The 21,508-nt window shown below is 40.1% G+C and carries 15 protein-coding genes; 12 read left to right on the top strand and 3 right to left on the bottom strand.

The window, feature by feature from the left end; translation table 11 throughout:
- Positions 1–55: 55 nt before the first annotated feature.
- From ftsY to QMA12_RS17120, 5 genes are all read left to right on the top strand, one after another.
- Positions 56–2,029 (top strand): signal recognition particle-docking protein FtsY, encoded by a 1,974-nt coding sequence (ftsY, locus tag QMA12_RS17100; RefSeq protein ID WP_290209532.1) that lies wholly within the window; start codon positions 56–58, stop codon positions 2,027–2,029.
- Positions 2,030–2,087: 58 nt separating this feature from the next.
- Positions 2,088–2,765 carry a cell division ATP-binding protein FtsE gene (gene ftsE, locus QMA12_RS17105; RefSeq protein WP_087533080.1) on the top strand — a complete coding sequence of 226 codons (678 nt, stop codon included), beginning with the start codon at positions 2,088–2,090 and terminating at the stop codon, positions 2,763–2,765.
- The gene (gene ftsX / locus QMA12_RS17110; RefSeq protein WP_087533079.1) at positions 2,762–3,748 is read left to right on the top strand and encodes a permease-like cell division protein FtsX; all 987 of its coding nucleotides are present in this window, start codon (positions 2,762–2,764) and stop codon (positions 3,746–3,748) included. Before ftsE ends, ftsX begins: the two co-directional genes overlap by 4 nt.
- A 225-nt stretch (positions 3,749–3,973) precedes the next feature.
- Positions 3,974–4,837 (top strand): RNA polymerase sigma factor RpoH, encoded by an 864-nt coding sequence (rpoH, locus tag QMA12_RS17115; protein ID WP_290209493.1) that lies wholly within the window; start codon positions 3,974–3,976, stop codon positions 4,835–4,837.
- Positions 4,838–5,244: 407 nt separating this feature from the next.
- Positions 5,245–7,116 (top strand): methyl-accepting chemotaxis protein, encoded by a 1,872-nt coding sequence (locus QMA12_RS17120; protein WP_290209495.1) that lies wholly within the window; start codon positions 5,245–5,247, stop codon positions 7,114–7,116.
- A 181-nt stretch (positions 7,117–7,297) separates the two neighbouring features.
- On the opposite strand, the gene QMA12_RS17125 is transcribed toward QMA12_RS17120, so the two are convergent.
- A complete protein-coding gene (locus QMA12_RS17125) occupies positions 7,298–8,224 on the bottom strand; it encodes a manganese-dependent inorganic pyrophosphatase (RefSeq protein WP_087533077.1) in 927 nt (308 codons plus the stop codon).
- 165 nt (positions 8,225–8,389) lie between these two features.
- Between QMA12_RS17125 and QMA12_RS17130 the strand changes: the two genes are divergently transcribed.
- The 7 genes from QMA12_RS17130 (at position 8,390) to QMA12_RS17160 (ending at position 20,280) form a co-directional block, all read left to right on the top strand.
- Positions 8,390–8,905 carry a hypothetical protein gene (locus QMA12_RS17130; RefSeq protein ID WP_290209497.1) on the top strand — a complete coding sequence of 172 codons (516 nt, stop codon included), beginning with the start codon at positions 8,390–8,392 and terminating at the stop codon, positions 8,903–8,905.
- Position 8,906: 1 nt separating this feature from the next.
- Entirely contained in the window at positions 8,907–9,719 is an 813-nt protein-coding gene (gene mutM / locus QMA12_RS17135; protein ID WP_087533075.1) for a bifunctional DNA-formamidopyrimidine glycosylase/DNA-(apurinic or apyrimidinic site) lyase, read from the top strand.
- A gap of 652 nt (positions 9,720–10,371) precedes the next feature.
- Positions 10,372–11,250, top strand: a complete 879-nt coding sequence (locus tag QMA12_RS17140) for an NAD(P)-dependent oxidoreductase (protein ID WP_087533074.1) — start codon at positions 10,372–10,374, stop codon at positions 11,248–11,250.
- A gap of 282 nt (positions 11,251–11,532) precedes the next feature.
- Positions 11,533–12,840, top strand: coding sequence for an MFS transporter (locus tag QMA12_RS17145; protein ID WP_087533073.1), 1,308 nt, complete (start codon positions 11,533–11,535; stop codon positions 12,838–12,840).
- 75 nt (positions 12,841–12,915) lie between these two features.
- Positions 12,916–13,848 (top strand): sugar kinase, encoded by a 933-nt coding sequence (locus QMA12_RS17150; RefSeq protein ID WP_290209499.1) that lies wholly within the window; start codon positions 12,916–12,918, stop codon positions 13,846–13,848.
- A 550-nt stretch (positions 13,849–14,398) separates the two neighbouring features.
- Positions 14,399–17,155: a poly(beta-D-mannuronate) lyase gene (locus QMA12_RS17155; RefSeq protein WP_087533156.1), complete on the top strand. Its 2,757-nt coding sequence runs from the start codon at positions 14,399–14,401 to the stop codon at positions 17,153–17,155.
- Between the two features lie 71 nt (positions 17,156–17,226).
- The gene (locus tag QMA12_RS17160; protein WP_290209500.1) at positions 17,227–20,280 is read left to right on the top strand and encodes a TonB-dependent receptor; all 3,054 of its coding nucleotides are present in this window, start codon (positions 17,227–17,229) and stop codon (positions 20,278–20,280) included.
- A gap of 73 nt (positions 20,281–20,353) precedes the next feature.
- On the opposite strand, the gene dolP is transcribed toward QMA12_RS17160, so the two are convergent.
- Positions 20,354–20,920, bottom strand: coding sequence for a division/outer membrane stress-associated lipid-binding lipoprotein (gene dolP / locus QMA12_RS17165; protein ID WP_290209501.1), 567 nt, complete (start codon positions 20,918–20,920; stop codon positions 20,354–20,356).
- On the bottom strand, positions 20,920–21,507 hold the full coding sequence (locus QMA12_RS17170; RefSeq protein ID WP_087533069.1) for an SIS domain-containing protein: 588 nt from the start codon (positions 21,505–21,507) through the stop codon (positions 20,920–20,922). Before QMA12_RS17170 ends, dolP begins: the two co-directional genes overlap by 1 nt.
- Between the last annotated feature and the right edge of the window lies 1 nt (position 21,508).

The following is a 21,508-nucleotide window of genomic DNA, read 5'->3' on the forward strand; positions in this document are numbered from 1 at the left end:
AGATAAAACTATTTGCATTAGTTTATCAGATTTTTATAAGTGGTTATTAGCAACTATGGCAAAAAAAAGTAAATTCCTGTCTTGGCTAGGTTTTGGCAAATCAGAAAATAAACAACAAACAGAGCAGGCAGCAGAGGCTGATAACCAAAAGCAATTAGCAGAGCAAGAGCGTATTGCTGCAGAGCAAGCAGAAGCTGACCGTGTAGAGCAAGAGCGCATTGCGGCAGAAAAAGCAGAAGCGGAACGTGTAGAGCAAGAGCGCGTTGCTGCAGAAAAAGCAGAGGCGGAACGTGTAGAACAAGAGCGTATTGCTGCAGAAAAAGCAGAAGCGGAACGTGTAGAGCAAGAGCGTATTGCAGCAGAGAAAGCAGAAGCTGAGCGTGTAGAGCAAGAGCGTATTGCAACTGAAAAAGCGCATGAACAGCTACTCGCAACAGAGCAGGCTGAGCAACTTCGTCGTGAGCAAGCAGATCGTTTAGCAAAGCAAGAAGAAGCAATGCGTTTGGAACTTGAACGCAAAGCCGCAGAGCAAGCGCAACATGACGCAGAGTTAGAGCAACAACGCATTACACAAGAAAAGCGCGATGCAGAACGTGTAGAGCAAGAGCGCATTGCGGCAGAAAAAGCGCATGAGCAGCTACTTGCAGCAGAGCAGGCTGAACAGCTTCGTCGTGAGCAAGCAGATCGTTTAGCACAGCAAGAAGAAGCAATGCGTTTGGAACTTGAACGCAAAGCTGCAGAGCAAGCTCAGCGTGATGCCGAATTAGAGCAACAACGTATTGCCGCAGAAAAAGCAGAGGCAGAACGTTTAGAACAAAAACGTATTGCTGCAGAAAAAGCAGAAGCTGAACGTGTAGAGCAAGAGCGTATTGCAGCAGAGCAGGCAGAGGCAGAGCGTGTAGAACAACAACGTATTGCAGCAGAGCAGGCAGAGGCCGAGCGTGTAGAGCAAGAACGTATTGCAGCAGAGCAAGCTGAGGCAGAACGTGTAGAACAAGAACGTATTGCAGCAGAGGCTGAGGCAGAGCGCCTAGAACAAGAGCGCTTAACTGCCGAGCTTGCCAGCGATGAAGCCAAAAAAGCAGAAAAACCTAAAAAAGAAGGCTTTTTCTCTCGCCTTAAAAAAGGCTTACTTAAAACAAAGCTAAATATAGGATCTGGTTTTGCGTCAATTTTTAGTGGTAAGAAGATTGACGATGAGCTGTTTGAAGAGTTAGAAACACAATTGCTAACCGCTGATTTAGGTGTCGATACGACTATGAAGTTAATCGACAGTTTAACGGATGCAGCCGATCGAAAGCAGCTAAAAGACGGTGATGCGCTTTATGAGCTGATGAAGCAAGAAATGGCGACTATGCTTAAAACAGCAGAGCAACCATTAGAAATCCCGAGTGACAAAAAGCCATTTGTTATTTTAATGGTCGGTGTTAATGGAGTCGGTAAAACCACCACAATAGGTAAGCTTGCTAAGCAATTCCAAAACGAAGGCAAATCAGTGATGCTTGCAGCCGGTGATACCTTCCGTGCAGCGGCAGTTGAGCAGCTGCAAGTATGGGGTGAGCGTAATGAAATCCCTGTGATTGCGCAGCATACCGGTGCGGATAGTGCATCTGTGGTATTTGACGCCTTCCAAGCGGCCAAGGCGCGTAATGTTGATGTGTTAATCGCTGATACAGCAGGGCGCTTGCAAAATAAAGATAATTTAATGCAAGAGCTTGAAAAAATAGCCCGTGTAATGAAAAAAATAGACCCAGATGCCCCTCATGAAGTAATGTTAACTATCGATGCAGGTACTGGCCAAAATGCAATTAGCCAAGTAAATCTATTTAATCAGTGTGTTGGCTTAACAGGTATTACACTTTCTAAATTAGATGGTACAGCTAAAGGTGGTGTTATCTTCGCTGTCGCTGATAAGTTTAATATTCCGATCCGCTATATTGGTGTTGGTGAAAGTATTGATGATTTAAGAGCATTCAATAGTAACGACTTTATCGATGCGCTGTTTAGCCAAGACGAGGATGAAGCATAAATTTAAAAAAGGGGCTTAAACTAAACTGGTTTAAGCCTTTTTTAGCTGAGGGATAAGAATGATAAATTTTCAGCAAGTCAGTAAAACATACCCAGGAGGCCACCGAGCACTGGAAAAAGTGAGCTTTCATGTAAAACCAGGTGAACTAGCTTTTTTAACCGGTCACAGTGGTGCTGGTAAAAGTACCTTACTTAAATTAATTAGCTTAATGGAACGCCCATCCGCTGGGCAGGTGTTGATCAATGGCGTTGACTTAGGCGCAGTTAAATCAAGACAGATCCCATACGTTCGCCGCGATATCGGCATAATTTTTCAAAATCACCGTTTATTAGAACGTCATACCATTTTTGATAACGTTGCTTTGCCGCTGATTATTGAAGGTACGCACCATAAACAAATCGAAAAGCGAGTGCACGGCGCGCTAGATAAAGTGGGCTTACTAGATAAAGTAAAGTGCCATCCATCCACTCTTTCTGGTGGTGAGCAGCAGCGTGTAGGTATTGCCCGTGCCATTGTGAACTCACCGCCGTTATTACTTGCCGATGAGCCTACCGGTAACTTAGACCCTGAATTATCAATGGATATACTGCGTTTATTTGAAGACTTTAATAAACACGGTACAACAGTACTCATTGCGACTCATGATTTAGGGCTTATCTCACGTATGCGTTATCGCAGCCTAACCTTAAAAGATGGCCGCATGAGTCAAGATCCATTGGCAGAGGCAACACTATGAGCTTGTTATTTAAAGGGCGACAAAGCCAAAATGAGCGCGCTAAAAAATCATTTATAGCTGCTGGCTACTTTTTTGTATTGAATATCTTTCGTCAGGGAGTTCATAGCTTAGGTGAAATGTGGCGCACACCTATGGCGTCAATGATGACCATTGCTGTTTTGGGCTTAAGCTTAACTCTACCAGCTACGCTCTATTTGGTGGTTAAAAATGTACAGCAAGTTAGCAGCGGTTTTGAAGAAGCTGCTGAGATCTCATTATTTGTTAAAGAGTCAATGAGCGAACAAGAAACGCAAACATTAGTTAAGCGACTCGCATTATACCCAGAGGTTGATAACGTCACATTTATCTCGAAACAAAACGCATTAGTTGAGTTTAAAGAAGTTTCTGGCTTTGGCCAAGCACTAGAGTATTTAGATTCCAATCCACTGCCTGATGTAGTGCTAGTGACACCGACCTCGCGCCACCGTCAACCACAAGCTGCCCAAGCGTTACTTATTAAGCTTGAAAAAGAACGTGAAGTAGACTTTGGCAAATTAGATATTGCATGGCTTGAGCGTTTAAATGCATTACTAAGTTTACTTAAAGAAAGTGTGATCACTATTGCTTTATTACTGCTTACTTCAGTTACTTTAATTATCGGCAATACCATTCGTTTATCTATCATGGATAAAAAAGAGGAAATACAAGTAATGAAGCTCGTAGGGGCAACCAACACCTTTATACACGCGCCATTTTTATGGACGGGTATTTGGTATGGTATTATCGGTGGTTTGTTTGCGTTTATTTGTGTTGCACTAATGATGTGGTGGTTAGGCTCGGCTGTCACTGAGGTGGCAGGGGTGTATCAAACAAGCTTCGATCTAATAGGCTTAAGCCTAGTTGAATTTGGCTCTTTAGTGTTACTAGCAACCACTTTAGGGTTTGTTGGTTCCTACCTATCCGTTAATCGTTATATAAAAGAAATTGAACCCGATAAAGTGTAACAATTGGTATGTATCATCAATTAGCGAGTTGGTAATAATAACCCCCCGTTGTTTTTATCAACTCGTCATAAAGCTAGAATTCATCGCATATTCAGACGTTTAAAGTACAATAAAAAACATCAAAAAAACCACTTGCTTCAATCGAAAAAAAGATTTAAATTGAAGTTAGCACTCTCGGTTAAAGAGTGCTAAGATGGTTTCAAATGTTTATCACCGAGGTGAAAAATGAGTAAAGATATATACGCAATGGCACTCACAGTTGGACAGCAAAGCGCAAGTATTGATGGTTACCTACAAGCGGTAAGTACAATACCTATGCTAGAGGCTGAGCAAGAAAAAGAGTTAGCGACCCGCTTACAGGAAGACGGCGATCTTAATGCTGCAAAGCAACTCATCATGTCTCATTTACGTTTCGTGGCGCATATTGCTAAAGGTTATTCAGGTTATGGCCTACCACAAGCTGATTTGATTCAAGAAGGTAACATCGGTCTGATGAAAGCAGTAAAACGTTTTGACCCGTCAGTGGGTGTACGTTTGGTTTCATTTGCAGTGCACTGGATAAAAGCAGAAATTCACGAATTCGTGCTTAAGAACTGGCGTATCGTTAAAGTTGCGACCACTAAAGCACAGCGTAAGTTGTTTTTTAACTTACGTAAAAATAAAAAGCGTTTAGGCTGGTTTAACCAAGCTGAGGTTGCAACTGTAGCAAGCGAGCTAGGTGTAAGTGAAAAAGAAGTACGTGAAATGGAATCGCGCATGAGCGGCCAAGACATGGGCTTTGACTTAACGGGCGACGATAATGACGACGCACCAAGCAGCACTTACTCACCAGTACAGTATTTAACTGACGGTAGTAACGATTTAGCTGAAGAAGTTGAACAACAGCAGTGGCAAGAGCAATCTCACACACGTTTGTTTAGCGCATTAAAAACACTCGACGAACGTTCGCAAGATATTGTAAGTGCTCGTTGGTTATCTGATGAAAAAGCAACACTACAAGAGCTAGCTGCAAAGTACAGCGTTTCAGCAGAGCGTGTTCGTCAGCTTGAAAAAACAGCGATGAAAAAGCTACAAGCAGCAATGAGCTAACGCTTAATATTGTATAGAATTTGAAAGCCCCGCATGAAAATGCGGGGCTTTTTGCGTTTAGGGGGGCTACAAGTTTTAAGCGATAAGTCATAAGCTCGAGAAAAATCCCATCAAGCCCTTTTACAGAAGGTGATAAAAACAGTATTTTAAATAAAAATATACATACCGTTTTTATACCAAGTTATTTATTTACAGTCGGTAGATTTTTAATTTAAGTTTTACATTTTATCCATATCACTTGTTTTAAAATTGCTCCTAATGTTTTGATTTTAATTTGTTTTTTTAAGCTTGTATGCGAAAATAAAACAAGGTTGAGATTGTCTCTCAATTCATACTCTAAATTAAGCTAACCCCAAGCTGTATTTATCTCCGTTTCTATTTAATTAAAATCAGTATTAGCACTCAATATGAACTCATATTCACTAAAGAAAAAAATATTATTATCCGTTGTCCTTGCCCTTGTAATTGTTGTTGGACTTTTATCATGGTATAGCTATTTCACACAAAAAGCGTTGTTGCTACAAAGTAGCGTTGATAGTGTAAGGCAAACAGGTAAACAGCAAGCGGATCGTATCGAAGCATGGTTGGCAGATCGCCAACGAGTTATCGCTTCGCTAGCCAATAAAGTTGACGGTGATACGCTTAATGCTTTACAACAAGCACAAGCATCAGGCGATTTTCAGTTAACTTATTATGGTGATCGTGACGGGGTGATGGTGGATTCAGATCCGCGTATAGATCGTACCGGCTACGATCCGAGGATTCGTCCTTGGTATCAACAAGCACAACAAGCTCGACAAGGTATTATTACTAAGCCTTATTTAGATGTAGCTTTTAATTTACTTGTGGTGAGTATTGCTCAGCCAGCTCGCAATGGGGTCGTTGGCGGTGACGTATCAATTGCTAGTATTGTCGATAGTGTTAGCAATATGTCTTTACCAGCTAATGGTCATGCCATCATGATACATGATGATGGAACCGTCATTGCTTATAAAGATGCGAGTAAACTGATGGGAAAGATAACCAATATTGAGAGTAAGTTAAACAATAGGCTAATTGAATCGAGTAACCAAGCGGGTCAATTAACGCCAGTATATTTTGAAACTGAAAATAGCGAAAAACTATTATGGAGTGAAAAAATTTCTAATACTGATTGGCAACTTATTTTTGTTCTTGATAAACAAACATTAGAAGCTCCGCTGGTGCGCTTAATGGTCACTCAATTAGGGCTCGCGACTATCGCATTAATAGTTAGTGTATTATCTATATCTTGGTTACTAACGTTATTATTAGGTCCTCTAAGCCGTGTATCGCAAGCATTATCACGTATTGCAGAGGGAAATGGAGACTTAACTCAACGTATCCGTGTTGATAGCCAAGATGAAGTCAGAGTATTAGCGGACAGTTTCAATTCATTTGTCAGTAGCCAGCATCAATTAATTAGCCATATTCGTCAGCTAGCCATTGATTTGGATTTAGATGCAGAGAAAAGCCTGCTAACAAATCATTCTAGCGTAGAGGAATTAGAGCGTCAGCAGCAAGAAGTCACTATGGTCGCTACAGCTGTTACCGAAATGTCCAGTGCCACACATGAAATAGCAGCAAATGCTGAAAATACCGCTGCAGCGTCACAGCAGTCTGCGCAAAGCAGTATTGAGGGTAAAAGCTTGGTTGATAAAACCAGAACGACAATTAACTCATTAGCCTCTGAAATAGATGAAACCACAGTGGTTATTGGTGAATTAAGTCAGCATGCACAAGCAATCTCAAGTATTCTTACCACGATTCAGGAAATTGCTGAACAAACTAATTTATTAGCGTTGAATGCAGCTATAGAAGCGGCACGTGCTGGAGAGCAAGGGCGTGGTTTTGCTGTTGTCGCAGATGAAGTGCGAGTACTATCACATCGCACTCAAAATTCAACGGCTGAGATTTATACAACAATTGAAACTTTGCAAAATACCACAAAACAAGCGGTAAGCTTAATGGGTAGTAGCAAGGGGTTAGCAAGCAATAGTGTTGATGATGTTAATGCAGCGGCAAAGGCACTTGATGAAATAACTCAAGCAGTGAATGAGATTTCTGATATGGCAGGGCAAATTGCCGTTGCAGCAGAAGAGCAAACTCAGGTAACTAATGAAATAACTAGAAATACAGTCGCGATAAAAGATGTGACGGATGAAATCACGTCATCAGCAACGGATCATTTAAGCCAAGCTAAAATACTTAAAGATCGTGCCGCTAACCTGAATGAAAAAGTCGCTACTTTTATTCTGTAAAACAGCATGTTTGTTTAAGGGGAAGTATCAAGTTAGAAAACCTTTAAGTATGTGGGGGTGATTAAATATGCCCTCGCTAAGTTTTAAGTGATTAATTATGATAGAAAAATAGTCTGGCGACAGAGTGGGTGTGATATGACTCTATAATCGCACAGAGTCATATCATTCTTGTAGCTAGTTCTTAATGCTTTGCAAAAGCATCTTGCAGTGGTGGTACTACTTGCTTTTTACGGCTTAAAACGCCATCAAGCCATACTTTACCGTCTTTAGGGATTTCGCCATAAGCAGTTTCAACAAGTGTTGCATCATCAGATGCAATTAGCATTTGTGAGCCTTCTTTCATGATGTCGGTTAGTAGTAAAAATACTGAGTGACGACCACCTTCTTCTTTAAGAAGCGCAATGTCAGCTTCAAGGTCTGCTTTAATTTCATCAAATACAGCAAGGTCAATAACTTCTAATTGACCAATACCCACTAACTTACCGTTCATGTTAAAGTCTTTAAAGTCACGCATTACTAAATCGCGAGCGGGAGTGTCTTCAACCGCAGATTTAACACGGAACATGTCCATGCCTAGCTCTTTAAAGTCTTCAACACCGGCAATTTCAGCCAGTGCTTCAACACATTTGATATCAGCGGTCGTGCAGGTTGGTGATTTAAAAATAACGGTGTCGCTTAAAATTGCACACATCATGATGCCAGCAATGTCTTTTGGAATTTCAACATTGTAGAAGTCATACATCATTTTAATGATAGTGTTTGAACAGCCAACAGGGCGGATCCAACACTCAAGGGGAGTTGATGATGTTAAGTCACCTAGTTTGTGATGATCTACCACACCAACAACACGGGCTTGATCAATATCATCAGGGGCTTGTGTTTTTTCTGTATGGTCAACTATGTAAACATCTTCACCGGCATAGCTTAATTTAAGTTCAGGTGCTTCAAAGCCAAAGCGGTCAAGAATAAACTGTGTTTCTGGCGAAACATCACCAAGACGAGTTGGTATTGCTGGCTCATCGATTTGGTTTTTTAAATAGGCTAGTGCAATTGCACCACAAATAGAATCAGAATCTGGGATTTTGTGACCCACTACATACATTGACATTGACGGAGCTCCTTAAAATTTGCAGATATTCTAGCAAAGTAATCGTGCTTTGGCACATTCAACATAGGTGAATTTTTGTAATAACCAATAACAAATTTACCGGTGCCATTATTTACTATTTTTAGTTACACTTTCACTACTTGAATCTTTTTAAAAGAGTATAAGATGCAGCTTAGCCGCAAAGCATGGAATAATGTTTTAATCTTCTCTATGTTATTGATGATCTTCTTTTTTAATGGTCTTCATAAAAAGCTTAACAGTGTGCCTGAGCAGCCCAGCATACAAACTCTTTTGCCTGCGCAAAGTTTTATTCTTGCTCTGAGCTTTCCTGAGCAAAAAGTTGAAAGAATAGGTACGGCGTGGCGAAGTCTGCCTCTGCTCGAAAATCCAACCAGCAGCGAATGGTCTGCAAATCAAGAAAACATCGTTAAACTTATAAATGATTGGCAAGGCGCAGAGTTAAGTGTGAGCGAGGTATCCCCTGCAAAATTAACTCAGCCAATAACAGTTGCAACGCTTTGGTTAGCAGGCGAGCAATTACCCTGGCTTTATCAGTTGTACAGCGCACCACAAGGTTATTATTTGTTAGATAAAAGTACGCAACGGGTATTTTTGATTGATGCAAATAAAGCCCAACAGTTATTTGTAAGTTTTGAATTTTTACCGAGTGAGTCTAACTAGTATGCCTGAGTTACCTGAAGTTGAAGTGAGCCGAATGGGGATAACTCCCCATATTTTGCAACAAACCGTGGTTAAGGTGAATATTCACAACCCGAACATGCGCTGGCCAGTGCCTGACGAAGTGTACCAACTAGCTAACCTTCCTGTTGTTGCTGTTGAGCGCAGGGCGAAATATTTACTGCTTATCTGTGAGCTTGGTAGCGTGATTTTGCATTTAGGTATGTCAGGGAATTTACGGGTTGTTGATAAAGCAGAACCACTTAAAAAGCATGACCATATTGAGTTTATTTTTGAAAATGGAAAAGCACTTAGGTTAAACGATCCAAGACGATTTGGTTGTTGCTTATGGCAAGCCCCAAAAGAATGTCATACATTATTGAGTAAACTTGGCCCTGAGCCACTAACAGATGAATTTACAGCTAAACGTGTGTATGAACAATCACGCAACAAAAAAACGGCGGTTAAGCAATTTATAATGGACAATGCTGTAGTGGTGGGAGTGGGGAATATTTACGCCAATGAATCTCTATTTAAAGCGGGCATTCACCCAAAACGTGAAGCAGGTAAAGTATCTTTAGCGCGTTATCAAAAATTAGTGCCTATTATTAAAGAGACTTTAGCGTCAGCAATCACTCAAGGTGGCACCACATTAAAAGATTTTGCCCAAAGTGATGGTAAACCAGGTTACTTTGCTCAGCAGTTACTTGTGTATGGCCGTAAAGGTGAGCCTTGTTTTGTGTGCCATAAGGAGTTAACCGAAATCCGTTTAGGACAACGTAGCACGATATTTTGCAGCAAGTGCCAACGTTCATAGCAAAAATATACTGTCGATAAAACGTAATACTAATTAAAAGGGAGGCCAATATATTTTACTATGGATAGTTTATTCTCAGCATGTACCATCTTCAGTTGTACAGCTACATTCTTGCTGTCGAGCAATACCGATTAACTTATTATACTTTAGTTTAAACCACATGCTTATTACCAGTTCAGTCAATTGAGCTGGTTAATAACCTAACTCTAGATTTAATATTTTCTCACTTCCATTTTACCAATTTATCTTTTGAAATTTTCTTCAAAAATAGCAGGTTAAGTTTTCTTTTCAAGTTCTTCTGTGCTGTATTGTCATTCATCGTGGTCAAATAACTGTAGTTAAATTGAAAATCACTTGTTTTACAAATATTGCTTATTGGTTGACAAATTGGATATATAGTAATAATGTTTTTACATACCGATTGGTAAGCTCTGTTTTTTTGTGTCAGAGCTATATCAGTATATAACCAAAGTTACTCTTAACGCGTATTTTACGAGTGTTAATTTAGCTATTTATGCGTACTCGCAAAATTGTATCGCGTGAATGAAAGTAACTTTACAGAATTCAAACAGCGACACTGCGTTAGTTTTATAAAGGTAAGTATAATTTTGTACTTACCAATAAACATACGCCAACAGATTAGGAGTTATTCATGTCTAAACCAGTCATCGGTTTTATCGGCCTAGGATTAATGGGCGGCAATATGGTCGAAAACTTACAAAATAAAGGCTATGAGCTGATTGTAATGGACCTTAATAAAGATGCTGTGGCGGCATGTGTTGCCAGAGGCGCAAAAACCACAGATAGTGCGAAGGAACTTGCTGCAGGCGCAGATATTGTCATGCTTTGTTTGACTACTTCTGCAATTGTAGAAAAAGTAGTTTACTCAGAAGACGGTATCTTAGCAGGGATTAAAGAAGGTGCAGTACTGGTTGATTTTGGTACTTCAATCCCATCTTCGACTAAGAAAATTGGTGCAGATTTAGCAAATAAAGGTGTAGGCATGATTGATGCTCCTTTAGGTAGAACTCCAGCGCACGCTAAAGATGGCCTACTAAACATTATGGCATCAGGTGATATTGATACCTTTAATAAAGTTAAGCCAGTGCTTGATGAGCAAGGCGAAAATGTTTTCCATTTAGGTGAACTTGGTGCAGGCCATACAACTAAGTTAATCAATAACTTTATGGGTATGACCACTGTGTGTGCAATGTCGCAAGCTTTTGCTGTGGCGGATCGTGCAGGTGTTGATAGACAACAATTATTCGACATCATGTCGACAGGTCCATCTAATTCACCATTTATGCAGTTTTGTAAGAATTACGCTGTAGATAACGTAAGTGACCTTGGCTTTTCAATTGCTAATGCAAATAAAGATTTAGGTTACTTCCTACAAATGGTTGCAGACTTAGGTACTGAGTCAAAGATTGCTGAAGGCTCTTCTGCAAACTTACAAGCAGCATTTGATGCTGGTATGGGTCAAGGTAACGTACCTGAGATCTTTGATTACTTTAAAAAGTTAGAAAAGTAATTGTATAAGTAAGATAACTCGGCGCTTTAGTTAACCACCGGTTTGTTATGTTTAATGAGTCGGTGGTTAAAGCACCACACACACACTTGATATTAGTTAGCTAGATTTAGCCTACTTTAAATTATGACTTTATTAATAATTGTGCAGAACAACTTTTGTCATAATATGAAGTGGTTAACCAAACATTTAATTAATGTTAACTTAATGAGGCTTTGTTCGTAGAGTGATAGCTAAAAGCAGAATTAATTCATTTTACGTGAAGACTTTTCTTAAGGATTAACTATGAAACTTAAAGGTTTACGCTGGTGGGTTATTGCGCTGATTGCGCTTGCTACCATAATTAACTACATCGACCGTCAGGCACTAAGTGTACTTTGGCCTGACATTGTTGAAGACTTATTCCCTGATAAATCAGCGTTAGAGCGAAAGCAAATTTACGCTAATATTTCAATCGTATTTGTATTTGCTTATGCATTTGGTCAAGCCATTTTTGGTAAGATATTTGACTGGGTTGGTACACGGTTTGGCTTTGTGCTTTCTATTGGTGTTTGGTCACTGGCGACAATTGCTCATGCATTCGCGCAAGGGGTTTTAAGCTTTAGTATCTTCCGCGCTATCTTAGGTGTTGCCGAGGCTGGTAACTGGCCAGGCGCAGCGAAAGGTAATGCAGAATGGTTTCCGACTAAAGAACGTGCTTTAGCGCAAGGTATATTTAACTCTGGTGCTGCTATTGGTGGCATTATAGCGATTCCACTTATCGCTTATTTAACCATTTATTTTAGCTGGCAGATGGTGTTTGTACTTGTGGGTGCAATGGGCTTTTTATGGCTTGTACCTTGGTTAGTATTGGTAAAAGCGCCACCAGGCTCTCATCCTTGGATCACTGAAGAAGAACGTGAATATATATTAACAGGCCAACGCCGCACCGCTGATCCTAATGATGCATCTTCTGCAGAAGTTGAAGAATATAACCCTTCTACAGGTGAGCTACTTTCTCGTAAAGAAAGCTGGGGTGTAATTATTGCCTCTGCTGCGATTGACCCTATTTGGTGGTTGTTTGTTTTCTGGATCCCAATTTACTTAAACGAAGTATATGGTATGGACGTCAAAGCCATTGGTATTTACGGCTGGGTGCCTTATGTAGGTGCTATGTTTGGTGCTTGGTTTGGCGGATTACTTGCGCAAAATAGGCTTAAAGCAGGTTGGAGTACTAATAAAACTCGTAAGTTAACAATTACTCTAGGCTGTTTAATCATGTTACCGGCGTTACTCGCTATGGCAAACCCTGGTGCACCAGCAATCGCTGTTATGATTATGGCTGTGATCTTATTTGGTTTTCAAACCGCAATCGGTAATGTACAAACTTTACCAAGTGATTTGTTGGGCAAAAAAGCGGTGGGTACTTTATCTGGTTTCTCAGGTATGGCTGCTAAATTGGGTGCGGTTGGCCTTACATCGTTAGTGCCAATCTTAACTGCGGGCGGTAACTATACTCCTGCATTTATTATCGGTGCTTCGTTAGCTATTATTGCGATGGCAGCAGTTTGGATATTAATTCCAAAAATAGAGCCTCTTAAAAAGCCACAATAATTAAACTGTAACTGTTAAGTTTTACCACCAAGGTGGTGAAGCTTAACAGTTAGTTACATATGGTAAGTGTGATTAATGAAAAATATTTACTTCCTAGGTGAATGCATGGTTGAGCTTAGAGCGATGAACGAATCCGCTTTACATCAATCTTTTGCAGGTGACGTGTATAATTCTGCTGTGTATTTAAAAAGATGTTTTCCTGAGTTAAACGCTGCTGTAGTTACTGCAATCGGGCAAGACAAGTTAAGTGCACAAATGTTAGATCGCTTTAACAGCGAGCAGCTAGATACGCGCTTTGTATTTGCTCATGATGAAAAAGTACCTGGCATGTATTACATTGAAACTGATGAATTCGGTGAGCGTAGCTTTTCGTATTGGCGTAATGATTCAGCAGCTAAAAAGATCGTTGATTTTTTAACGACTAATATTGTTGAACAATTGTCTTCTGGAGATATGTTTTTCTTTTCAGGTATTTCACTTGCTGTGATTGAACAAGATGCACGTGAACTATTTTGGCAAAAAGTAACACAGCTTAAACAAGCTGGGGTAAAAATTGTATTTGACCCTAATTACAGAGCTCGTTTATGGCAGAGTATTGATGAAACTAAGCAACAATATGATAGTGCCTTTGCTGCTGCAGATGTTGTGTTACCTGGAGTCGAAGACTTTGAAATGTTATACGAAATTGACACTATTCAAGGTGTGATAGATTTTTGTAAGCCATATGACATTGAAGAGATCGTTGTAAAAAACGGCCCGAAATCTGTTGTAACTGTGATTAACAACGAACAATTAAGCCATACTATTTCCCCAGTTGCCTATGTTGTTGATACAACCTCTGCTGGTGATGCGTTTAATGGTGTTTACTTAGGTGCGCGTTTATCAGGCCGCGAAATAGCTGATGCAGTTAATTTAGCAGCTAAAGCTGCTGGCACGGTTATTCAACAACCGGGCGCTATTGCGCCTAAAGATGTTTTTCAACAAGCCATGGCAATTGCTGGCTTGTAGTTAGACTTTAGGTAGGGGAGCTGCTTGCTCTGCCTACCTTGTATATTTTCCTCTTTATCCTCAGCGTATTAATTTAGCTTCATAGTTATAACTAAAATAAATTCTCATATGTTACCCCCTCATTCTTCTAAGCCCTCATTTAGTCTTTTAGCTACGGTAATGAGTGATCTCTAAGCACGTGTACATGGACGTTTTGAAGTAAACCAAAAGATCCAATACAGGCTATCAATTATATTTGTATATTGTTTTACCAATTCAATCCAAAAATGAGATTGCTTTTTCTGCGTATTTAAATTTAAGTATTGAAAATAGTGACATAGCTGCAGAGCACTAAATTACAGGTAATGCATCAGTATGTGAATTAAATGTTATGTTTATTGAACGATTATACTGGTAATGGTATTTACATTGTGATTATATTACCGCTCTGGTTAACAATTTATCTTTTTAAGTAATTATTTTGGTAATAACAAATTAACGAGTTTTGGTAATGATTACACACATTATAATGAAAAGAACCAAGACCATGACTGTGGAGAATAAAGCCGTTATGAATTTAAAACATTTTGCACTTTGCGCCGTTGCTGCTGCGATAATGGGTTGTAATAGTGACTCAAAAGACGAAGGGAACTCATTGGGCACTATCGCTCTATCTGGCACAGCATTAATGGGTGAGACACTCAGTGCGAGTGTGAGTGATCCTGACGGTATTTCAGGTGATGTTAAATATTATTGGTATGCTGATAATGAACTCATTGTAGGCGCAAATAGTACAACATTTACCTTAACAGATGCACAAGTTGGTATGAGCATTACTGCACAAGCGAGCTACACTGATGACGGCGGTATTAATGAGTCACATATAAGTGATCCAACTGATGATGTTGCAGCTGTAGCTTTTGATGCAACGGTGTCCATTTCAGGTGATACTTTAGTTGGCTCTACGCTTACAGCGAATGTAAGTGATGAAAACGGTTTTGACAGTGAAATAGTTGTGTATGAATGGTATGCCGATAGCCTACTTATAGAGGGTGAGATTCAATCAGAATTACAACTTACTGAAGCGCAGTATGGCACGATGATTAGGGTTAAAGCTTTATTCGAAGATGCGAGAGGTTTTGATGAATCCCCTATCTCTGCGGCTACTTCAGCTGTAGAACGTGTTAACACTGAAGGCATGGTTAGTATCAGTGGGGTTCCTACTGTAGGCAAAACGTTGAGTGCTGAGATAACTGATGTTGATGGCGCAACGGGTACTATTACTTATCAATGGTTTGCTGACTCAGTTGCTCTTACTGGTGAAACGGCGAGTGAATTTGTAGTTAAGCAAGCACAGCTAGGTCAAGTAATCACAGTACAAGTTATTTATACCGACGATAATGGCTTTGCAGAAGATAATCTTTCAGAACCTACTCAAGCCGTGACAGATGAGGCTATTAATATTAATGGTAGTATCATTATTACAGGTGATATACCTCGTCTTGAAAACACCTTGTTAACAGCTCAGCTTGATGAACAAAATGGTGTTGATGAAACCAGCATTACTTACACTTGGTTAGCAGATGGCGTTGAAATTGCAGATACAAATAGCAATACTTTTACACCGACTGATTATGCCGGAGCGACTATTTCAGTCAAGGCAATATATACCGATAATGATGGTTTTGACGAGATCGTAACAGGTGTACTTGATGGTACTGTTTACACACAAATCATTAGCGACTCTACAGAACTTTCAAATGCGCTTACAAGTGGTTTAGTTGAAGGGTCAGTATTAGGGTTGAACTCTGCGGTATACAGCGACCTACCAGATATCTTACTAACAAATGCTGTAACGATACGTGCAGTGGAAGGTGAGACTCCTATTTTCTCGGGTGAATCATGTATTCATGTGGCAAGCGGAGTTGATGGTGCAGGAATTTCAGGTGTTACATTTAAAAACTTAAATACTAAAGCGGATTCTTTTTGCGAAAACGAAGAAGAAGCCATCGTATATTCTGAAGGTGATAACTTCGTTTTCTCTCACAATACAATGGACGGTGATGTTGCCGCCAGTGAAATACGCGAAGAAACACATCATTGGATTGTATTAAAAGGTAAAGGCGCACTAGTTGAGCGTAATACTTTTTCTAATCGTAATAATGCGGTTAAAGGGTCTGTAATTAAAATGGCCTCTTCAAGTACTGATCATACAGTGCAATACAATCTATTCAGCAACAGTGAAAATCCTAACTATGGCGAATCAAGTTTATTATTATTAAATGTAGGTAGTACTACAGGTTCTGATGCCGCAGATAATTCTAATTTTAAGGTTCAATATAATCGTATTGATAACTTCGCCACAGGTCGTCGTTTGATGCGTGTACAAACTTCAAGTGCGACGATTCAAGGTAATACGATTATAAATGCCAATGGTGGTATCTCGTTAGAAGACGGAGGCTTTAATACCGTTAGTGATAACATCATAATTCGCACTACCAATATCAACGATACGAGCGATCGACCAAGTGGTGTAATTATGACGCCATTAGGGCATACCGTTACAAATAATTATATAGCAGGCTCACGTGCCTCAAATAAAGAAGCGGGTGGTATTGTTTTCTCTGCAAACCCTTTCTCACAAGCAACGGGTGGCTTGCCTAATAGTGGTAACCAAGCGGTACTAGATGCGGCGGGTGATTTTACTTTAAATGTTAGTAACAACACTGTTTTAAACTCTATTCAACCTATCGTATTTAGTACTGAAATTGGCTCTAAAGCACGTGTTGGTGATTGTGATGAACTGACCGCAGCAGATGATCCAGTATTATATGGATTAACTAAAAACTTTTTCAAAATTAACTTCGACGCGAACCTAATTGCAAATGGTGTGGGTGTTGATGATACAGATGAGTCGGATGATGACATTTCTGATGCATTAATTAATGGCTACTTTTTAGCAAATGGTGACAGTAGTTCAGCACATGCTTTTGAATACGATTGTGACTTAATTAACCATGAAGAATCTTTATTTTCAAATAACTATGGTTTCACTGTGAGCTACGCCTCAGGTGATGTTGAAGATGAAGACTGGGTAGATATCAGAAAATTAAATGGCAATGGCGAATTTGATTCTCAAGGTGCGGTTGACCAAGCGCCAGCTGAAAATGGCAAAGAAGTACCTGAATTAATCATTGCTACAGAGGCAAATACGTTGACAGTGACAGACCCTAGTGGCGCTCAAGCGATTGCTGGTGCAAAAGGCCTGCACTATATCCAAGCCTCTGAAGTTGGAGCTGGTTCTACTTGGACAGTAGAGCAAGAGTAACCTCATAAATAATTTTGTATTGCTAAATAGGTAGCGAACGCTACCTTTATAATAACAACGGAGATCTCGACATGTCGTTGACAACAGAACACACAATAGCAAATGGAGCGCAAAAAGAAGCGCAAAATCAATTTGCACTTCGTCCAGTTGCTAAGCTTGTTAAAGCAACTATTTTTGCAGGTATGGCAGGTTCATTTACTTTGACTGCTAATGCTCAAGAAGCACCTCAAAATGCTGAAGTTGAAGATGATAATATTGAAATTATTAGCGTTACAGGTTCACGTAGAACCATTCAAGATCAAATCGCAATCAAGCGTGAAGCAACCACGGTTGTAGATGGCTTATCTGCGGAAGATATTGGTGATTTACCAGCGCTATCAATTGGTGAGGCACTTGAATCTATCACAGGTGCGGCTTCGCATCGTGAAAATGGTGGTGCAACTGAAATTACTATTCGTGGTTTGGGCCCGTTTCTAAGTGCTACGCATATTAACGGCCGTGAAGCGACTAACGGCAGTGGTGACCGCTCGGTTAACTTCTCTCAGTTTCCTTCAGAGTTAGTTAAAAAGATCGCGATTTATAAAACGCAAGATGCATCGATGATTGAAGGTGGTGTAGCGGGTGTTATCGCTCTTGAAACGGTACAGCCGCTTGATTATGGTAAGCAGCGTATTCAAGGTGAAGTTAAAGTAAACTATAACCCAGATGAAAGTAATGTTGATAACTCATTACAAAGTGATGTTGGTTTTCGTGGTACCTTTAGTTATTTAGATCAATTTGAATTTGATAATGGTCAAGCTTTAGGTGTGTCTTTTGGTGTGCAACGTCAAGATATTAGCCAGCCAGAAGCGGAATACCGTAGCTCTAGCCCTACAGGTTCTTCATTGTGGGCATGCTTAAATGATCCAAGTAACACTAATGAAGGCTTTTATCGCTATGAACCTACAGGATCGATTAAGGATTGTGAAGATCAAGTAAGTGGTAGCACTAACCAAGGTTACGATACCGAAATTGACTCAGATACTGGTAAAGCAATTAGTGATGGCACACCTTACGCGTGGACTGGCAGTAGTAGAAGTTTTCGTCAAAATGAAACTTCAGATGAACGTGATGCATTGTTTGTCGCTTTTCAATATCAGCCATCTGATGCATGGGATATTAATCTAGATATTCAACTATCAGATCGTATACAGCAAGAAGCACGACACGACTTAATTTTCTTACAAAAAGGAGTGACTCGAGGCATAACGGGTCCTTCACTCGTGACCAATCAAGCAGGTGGAATTTTACACTGGGAAGGTCAAGAACGCATTGAGTCTGCTGGCGAGCAATTCTCTCGAGAAGAAAACTACAAAGGTTACGGTTTAAACGTTGAGTATCATGCAACAGACAGACTAACATTAGATTTTGATGTTTCTTACTCACAAACTAAGCGTGAAGAAATTCAAATTTCTAACCGGGGTAGAACCGCCGATCGTCCTTTCTTTAGTTGGGATATGGGGGAAAGCATTCCTCATTTCACGTTAACAGATTTTGATGTGACAGATATTACAAATTATACCGACAGCTTGCGTACACGTATTGACCGTGAAAACGTACGTGATAATGAAGTGATAGGTGCGCGTGTAGACTTTGACTATGCACTTGAAGGTGATGTATTTACCAGTATTCAAGGTGGCGTGAGAATGTCTGAGTTATCATTTATTCAGTATGGTGGTTTGCAAGGTAATGGTTCTCGTACTGAGTACACACTTGATGAAACGACGACTGCAGCGCTTGATGTGTTACAAGGGTGTCAAATAGACTTCCCTGAGTCAGGGTTCTTATCGAGCGTATCAGATGGCGACATTATTACCCAAGTGGACAGTAGCGGAAATGTAGTGGATAGTGGCACCGGTTCATCTTGGGCAACATACGACAATGTATGCTTCTCACAAGCGCTTGCAGCTTCTAATGGTGGTGAATTTGCCTACCCTGAACTGGAGTACGCGAATGCAGGCACGAAAGATGTTACCGAAGAAACAACCTCAGTTTACTTAATGGCGAATTACGATACAGAAATGTTCGGTAAGTTTATTCGCGGTAATTTTGGTGTGCGTGTCGTTGATACTGATGTAACGTCAATAGGCTTTAGAAACACTTTTGAAGTAGTTGCTGATGAGTTAGGTATATTGAGTGTTGTGCCCGGTGAATCACTAGAGAAAATCGAAGGTGGCGGTGGTTACACTGAAGTGTTACCAAGCTTTAACTTAGTAGTAGATTACAGCGAAGACATCTTATTTCGTGGTGGTATTTTCCGTGGTATGTCGCGTGCTGATCCAAGTGATATGAGCTATAGCCGTACATTCCAAACCGATGATAATGCAGCACCAACTACGGTTGAAGACTTATTTGTTGGTGTTAACGGTTCAGGCAACCCTGATACTAAACCATTAATGTCGTGGAACTACGATATCGCAGCTGAATGGTATCCTAATGAAGATGCTATTGTATCGCTTGGTTTTTACTACAAGCAATTCCAAGGTGGTTTCCAGCAACAAACGGTATTAGAAGAGTTTGTAATTGATGGAGATAGCTACCTATTACCAATCACTAACTCCGTAACAACGGATGAAAAAAGCGATATATTTGGTCTAGAGACTTCAATTGCTTATCGTTGGGACACAGGAATTGGTGTGAAATTTGGCTATAACTATGCTGATACAGATTACGAGTTTGAAGATAGTAACTATGGCGATACTTTCATCACTGATGTTCATGGCAACACTACCCAGTTAACAGAGGGAATTGTTGAGCCAGGCTCTGTTCCAGGCTTCTCTGAGCATGTATTCAGTGGTCAACTTTATTATCAAATTGGCGACTTTGATACGGCGGTTATTTATAAATACCGTAGTGAGTATTTCCAACCATATACAAGCAATGGTACCCGTTTACGTTATGTAGATGCGGTTGGTGTATGGGAAATGAGAGCGTCATACAAAGTTAATAGCCACGTTAAGGTTAAAGTTGAAGCAATTAACTTATTTAGTGAGCCTAAATCACAAGATTACTATACTGAGGGTAACTTAGGGGAAGTGAATAGCTACGGCCCACGCTTATTTGCCGGTGTATCGTTTAAGTTCTAAGGTACATGTCAAAATAAAAGGCGGGATTTACTCTCGCCTTTTTTAATTTTAAAACTTTAATAGATTACTCGCGTTATAAATACTCGAACACTTTTATAACTCGTTCAACACCAGATACGTTACGCGCAACATCTACTGCAGTATTGGCTTCTGCATCTGTTACTAAGCCCATTAAGAATACTTCGCCGTTTTCAGTAATCACCTTAATATTGTTACTACTGATGTTATCTGTGGTGAGTAATTGAGTTTTCACTTTAGAGGTGAGCCATGAGTCATGGGTTTTTGTACTCATGCTGATATTTGAGCCAATACGAATTTGATTATGAATTTTACGAATGCCATCTATTTTCTCTATAGCAATCTGTGCTTCATTTTTCATTTCTTGATTGGTAACTTGACCAATTAACAGCACAATTCCATTAACGCTAATTGCGTTTAGATTGGCGTGATCTTTTAAGCGCTCTACGTCGTTAATAGCAATACCGCTTTTAATTTCAATGTTGTTATCGTCAATTTGTGAGCCAAGCGTGCGGCGATCGTTTGCGGCTGTGACTGCGCCTGCAGTACCAGCGACAACAGCAGCTGCGCAGCCTTGTAATAATAAAACGGTTCCCATAACAATAAGTGATTGCTTGAACATTAACTTTCTTCCTGTGGAAATAGGGTTAAATCGATTAGCCCACTTAAACAATGGAGGTTGACCAAGTGAGACTCGATGATACGGCTAGGTCGTTTAGAAGGTACGCGGATTTCTACATCATTAGCGCCAAGTAGGCCAACTAATTCTCCACCATCATCGCCAACCATTACTATGACCTTCATGTCTTTTGTAAGTGCTGCTTCCACTGCTGAAATTATATTTTTTTCGTTGCCGTTGCTTGCCATCACCAGTAATAAATCACCTTGTTGAGCAAACGCACGAATTTGACGTGCAAATGTTTCGTGATCATCTGTGTGGTTACTTTGCCCTAAATTAATATTTTCTTGCGATAGGGCTATTGCAGGTAGGCAAGGGCGCTCGGTTTCATAAAAGTTGATTAGTACACCAGCCATATGTTGAGCTAGCATGTGGCAGCTTGCGGTACCACAACAAATCAACTTATTACCATTAATAAGGCTTTGTGCAATGGTAAAAGCGGCGGCTTCTAACGCGCTTGGTAGTACCTCACCAGCGGCGATTTGCACTTGAATGCTTTCTGTAAAAATCTCTTTTATAGTATCTTGCATA

It is taken from the genome of Pseudoalteromonas sp. APC 3893 (assembly GCF_030408095.1).
In the GTDB taxonomy this organism is placed as follows: domain Bacteria; phylum Pseudomonadota; class Gammaproteobacteria; order Enterobacterales; family Alteromonadaceae; genus Pseudoalteromonas.

Coding starts and splice junctions, on each gene's coding strand:
- QMA12_RS17155 (WP_087533156.1), top strand. CDS start 14,399: ATGAATTTAAAACATTTTGCACTTTGCGCCGTTGCTGCTGCGATAATG.
- rpoH (WP_290209493.1), top strand. CDS start 3,974: ATGAGTAAAGATATATACGCAATGGCACTCACAGTTGGACAGCAAAGC.
- QMA12_RS17150 (WP_290209499.1), top strand. CDS start 12,916: ATGAAAAATATTTACTTCCTAGGTGAATGCATGGTTGAGCTTAGAGCG.
- dolP (WP_290209501.1), bottom strand. CDS start 20,920: ATGTTCAAGCAATCACTTATTGTTATGGGAACCGTTTTATTATTACAA.
- ftsY (WP_290209532.1), top strand. CDS start 56: ATGGCAAAAAAAAGTAAATTCCTGTCTTGGCTAGGTTTTGGCAAATCA.
- QMA12_RS17120 (WP_290209495.1), top strand. CDS start 5,245: ATGAACTCATATTCACTAAAGAAAAAAATATTATTATCCGTTGTCCTT.
- QMA12_RS17130 (WP_290209497.1), top strand. CDS start 8,390: ATGCAGCTTAGCCGCAAAGCATGGAATAATGTTTTAATCTTCTCTATG.
- ftsE (WP_087533080.1), top strand. CDS start 2,088: ATGATAAATTTTCAGCAAGTCAGTAAAACATACCCAGGAGGCCACCGA.
- QMA12_RS17170 (WP_087533069.1), bottom strand. CDS start 21,507: ATGCAAGATACTATAAAAGAGATTTTTACAGAAAGCATTCAAGTGCAA.
- QMA12_RS17145 (WP_087533073.1), top strand. CDS start 11,533: ATGAAACTTAAAGGTTTACGCTGGTGGGTTATTGCGCTGATTGCGCTT.
- QMA12_RS17140 (WP_087533074.1), top strand. CDS start 10,372: ATGTCTAAACCAGTCATCGGTTTTATCGGCCTAGGATTAATGGGCGGC.
- mutM (WP_087533075.1), top strand. CDS start 8,907: ATGCCTGAGTTACCTGAAGTTGAAGTGAGCCGAATGGGGATAACTCCC.
- QMA12_RS17125 (WP_087533077.1), bottom strand. CDS start 8,224: ATGTCAATGTATGTAGTGGGTCACAAAATCCCAGATTCTGATTCTATT.
- ftsX (WP_087533079.1), top strand. CDS start 2,762: ATGAGCTTGTTATTTAAAGGGCGACAAAGCCAAAATGAGCGCGCTAAA.
- QMA12_RS17160 (WP_290209500.1), top strand. CDS start 17,227: ATGTCGTTGACAACAGAACACACAATAGCAAATGGAGCGCAAAAAGAA.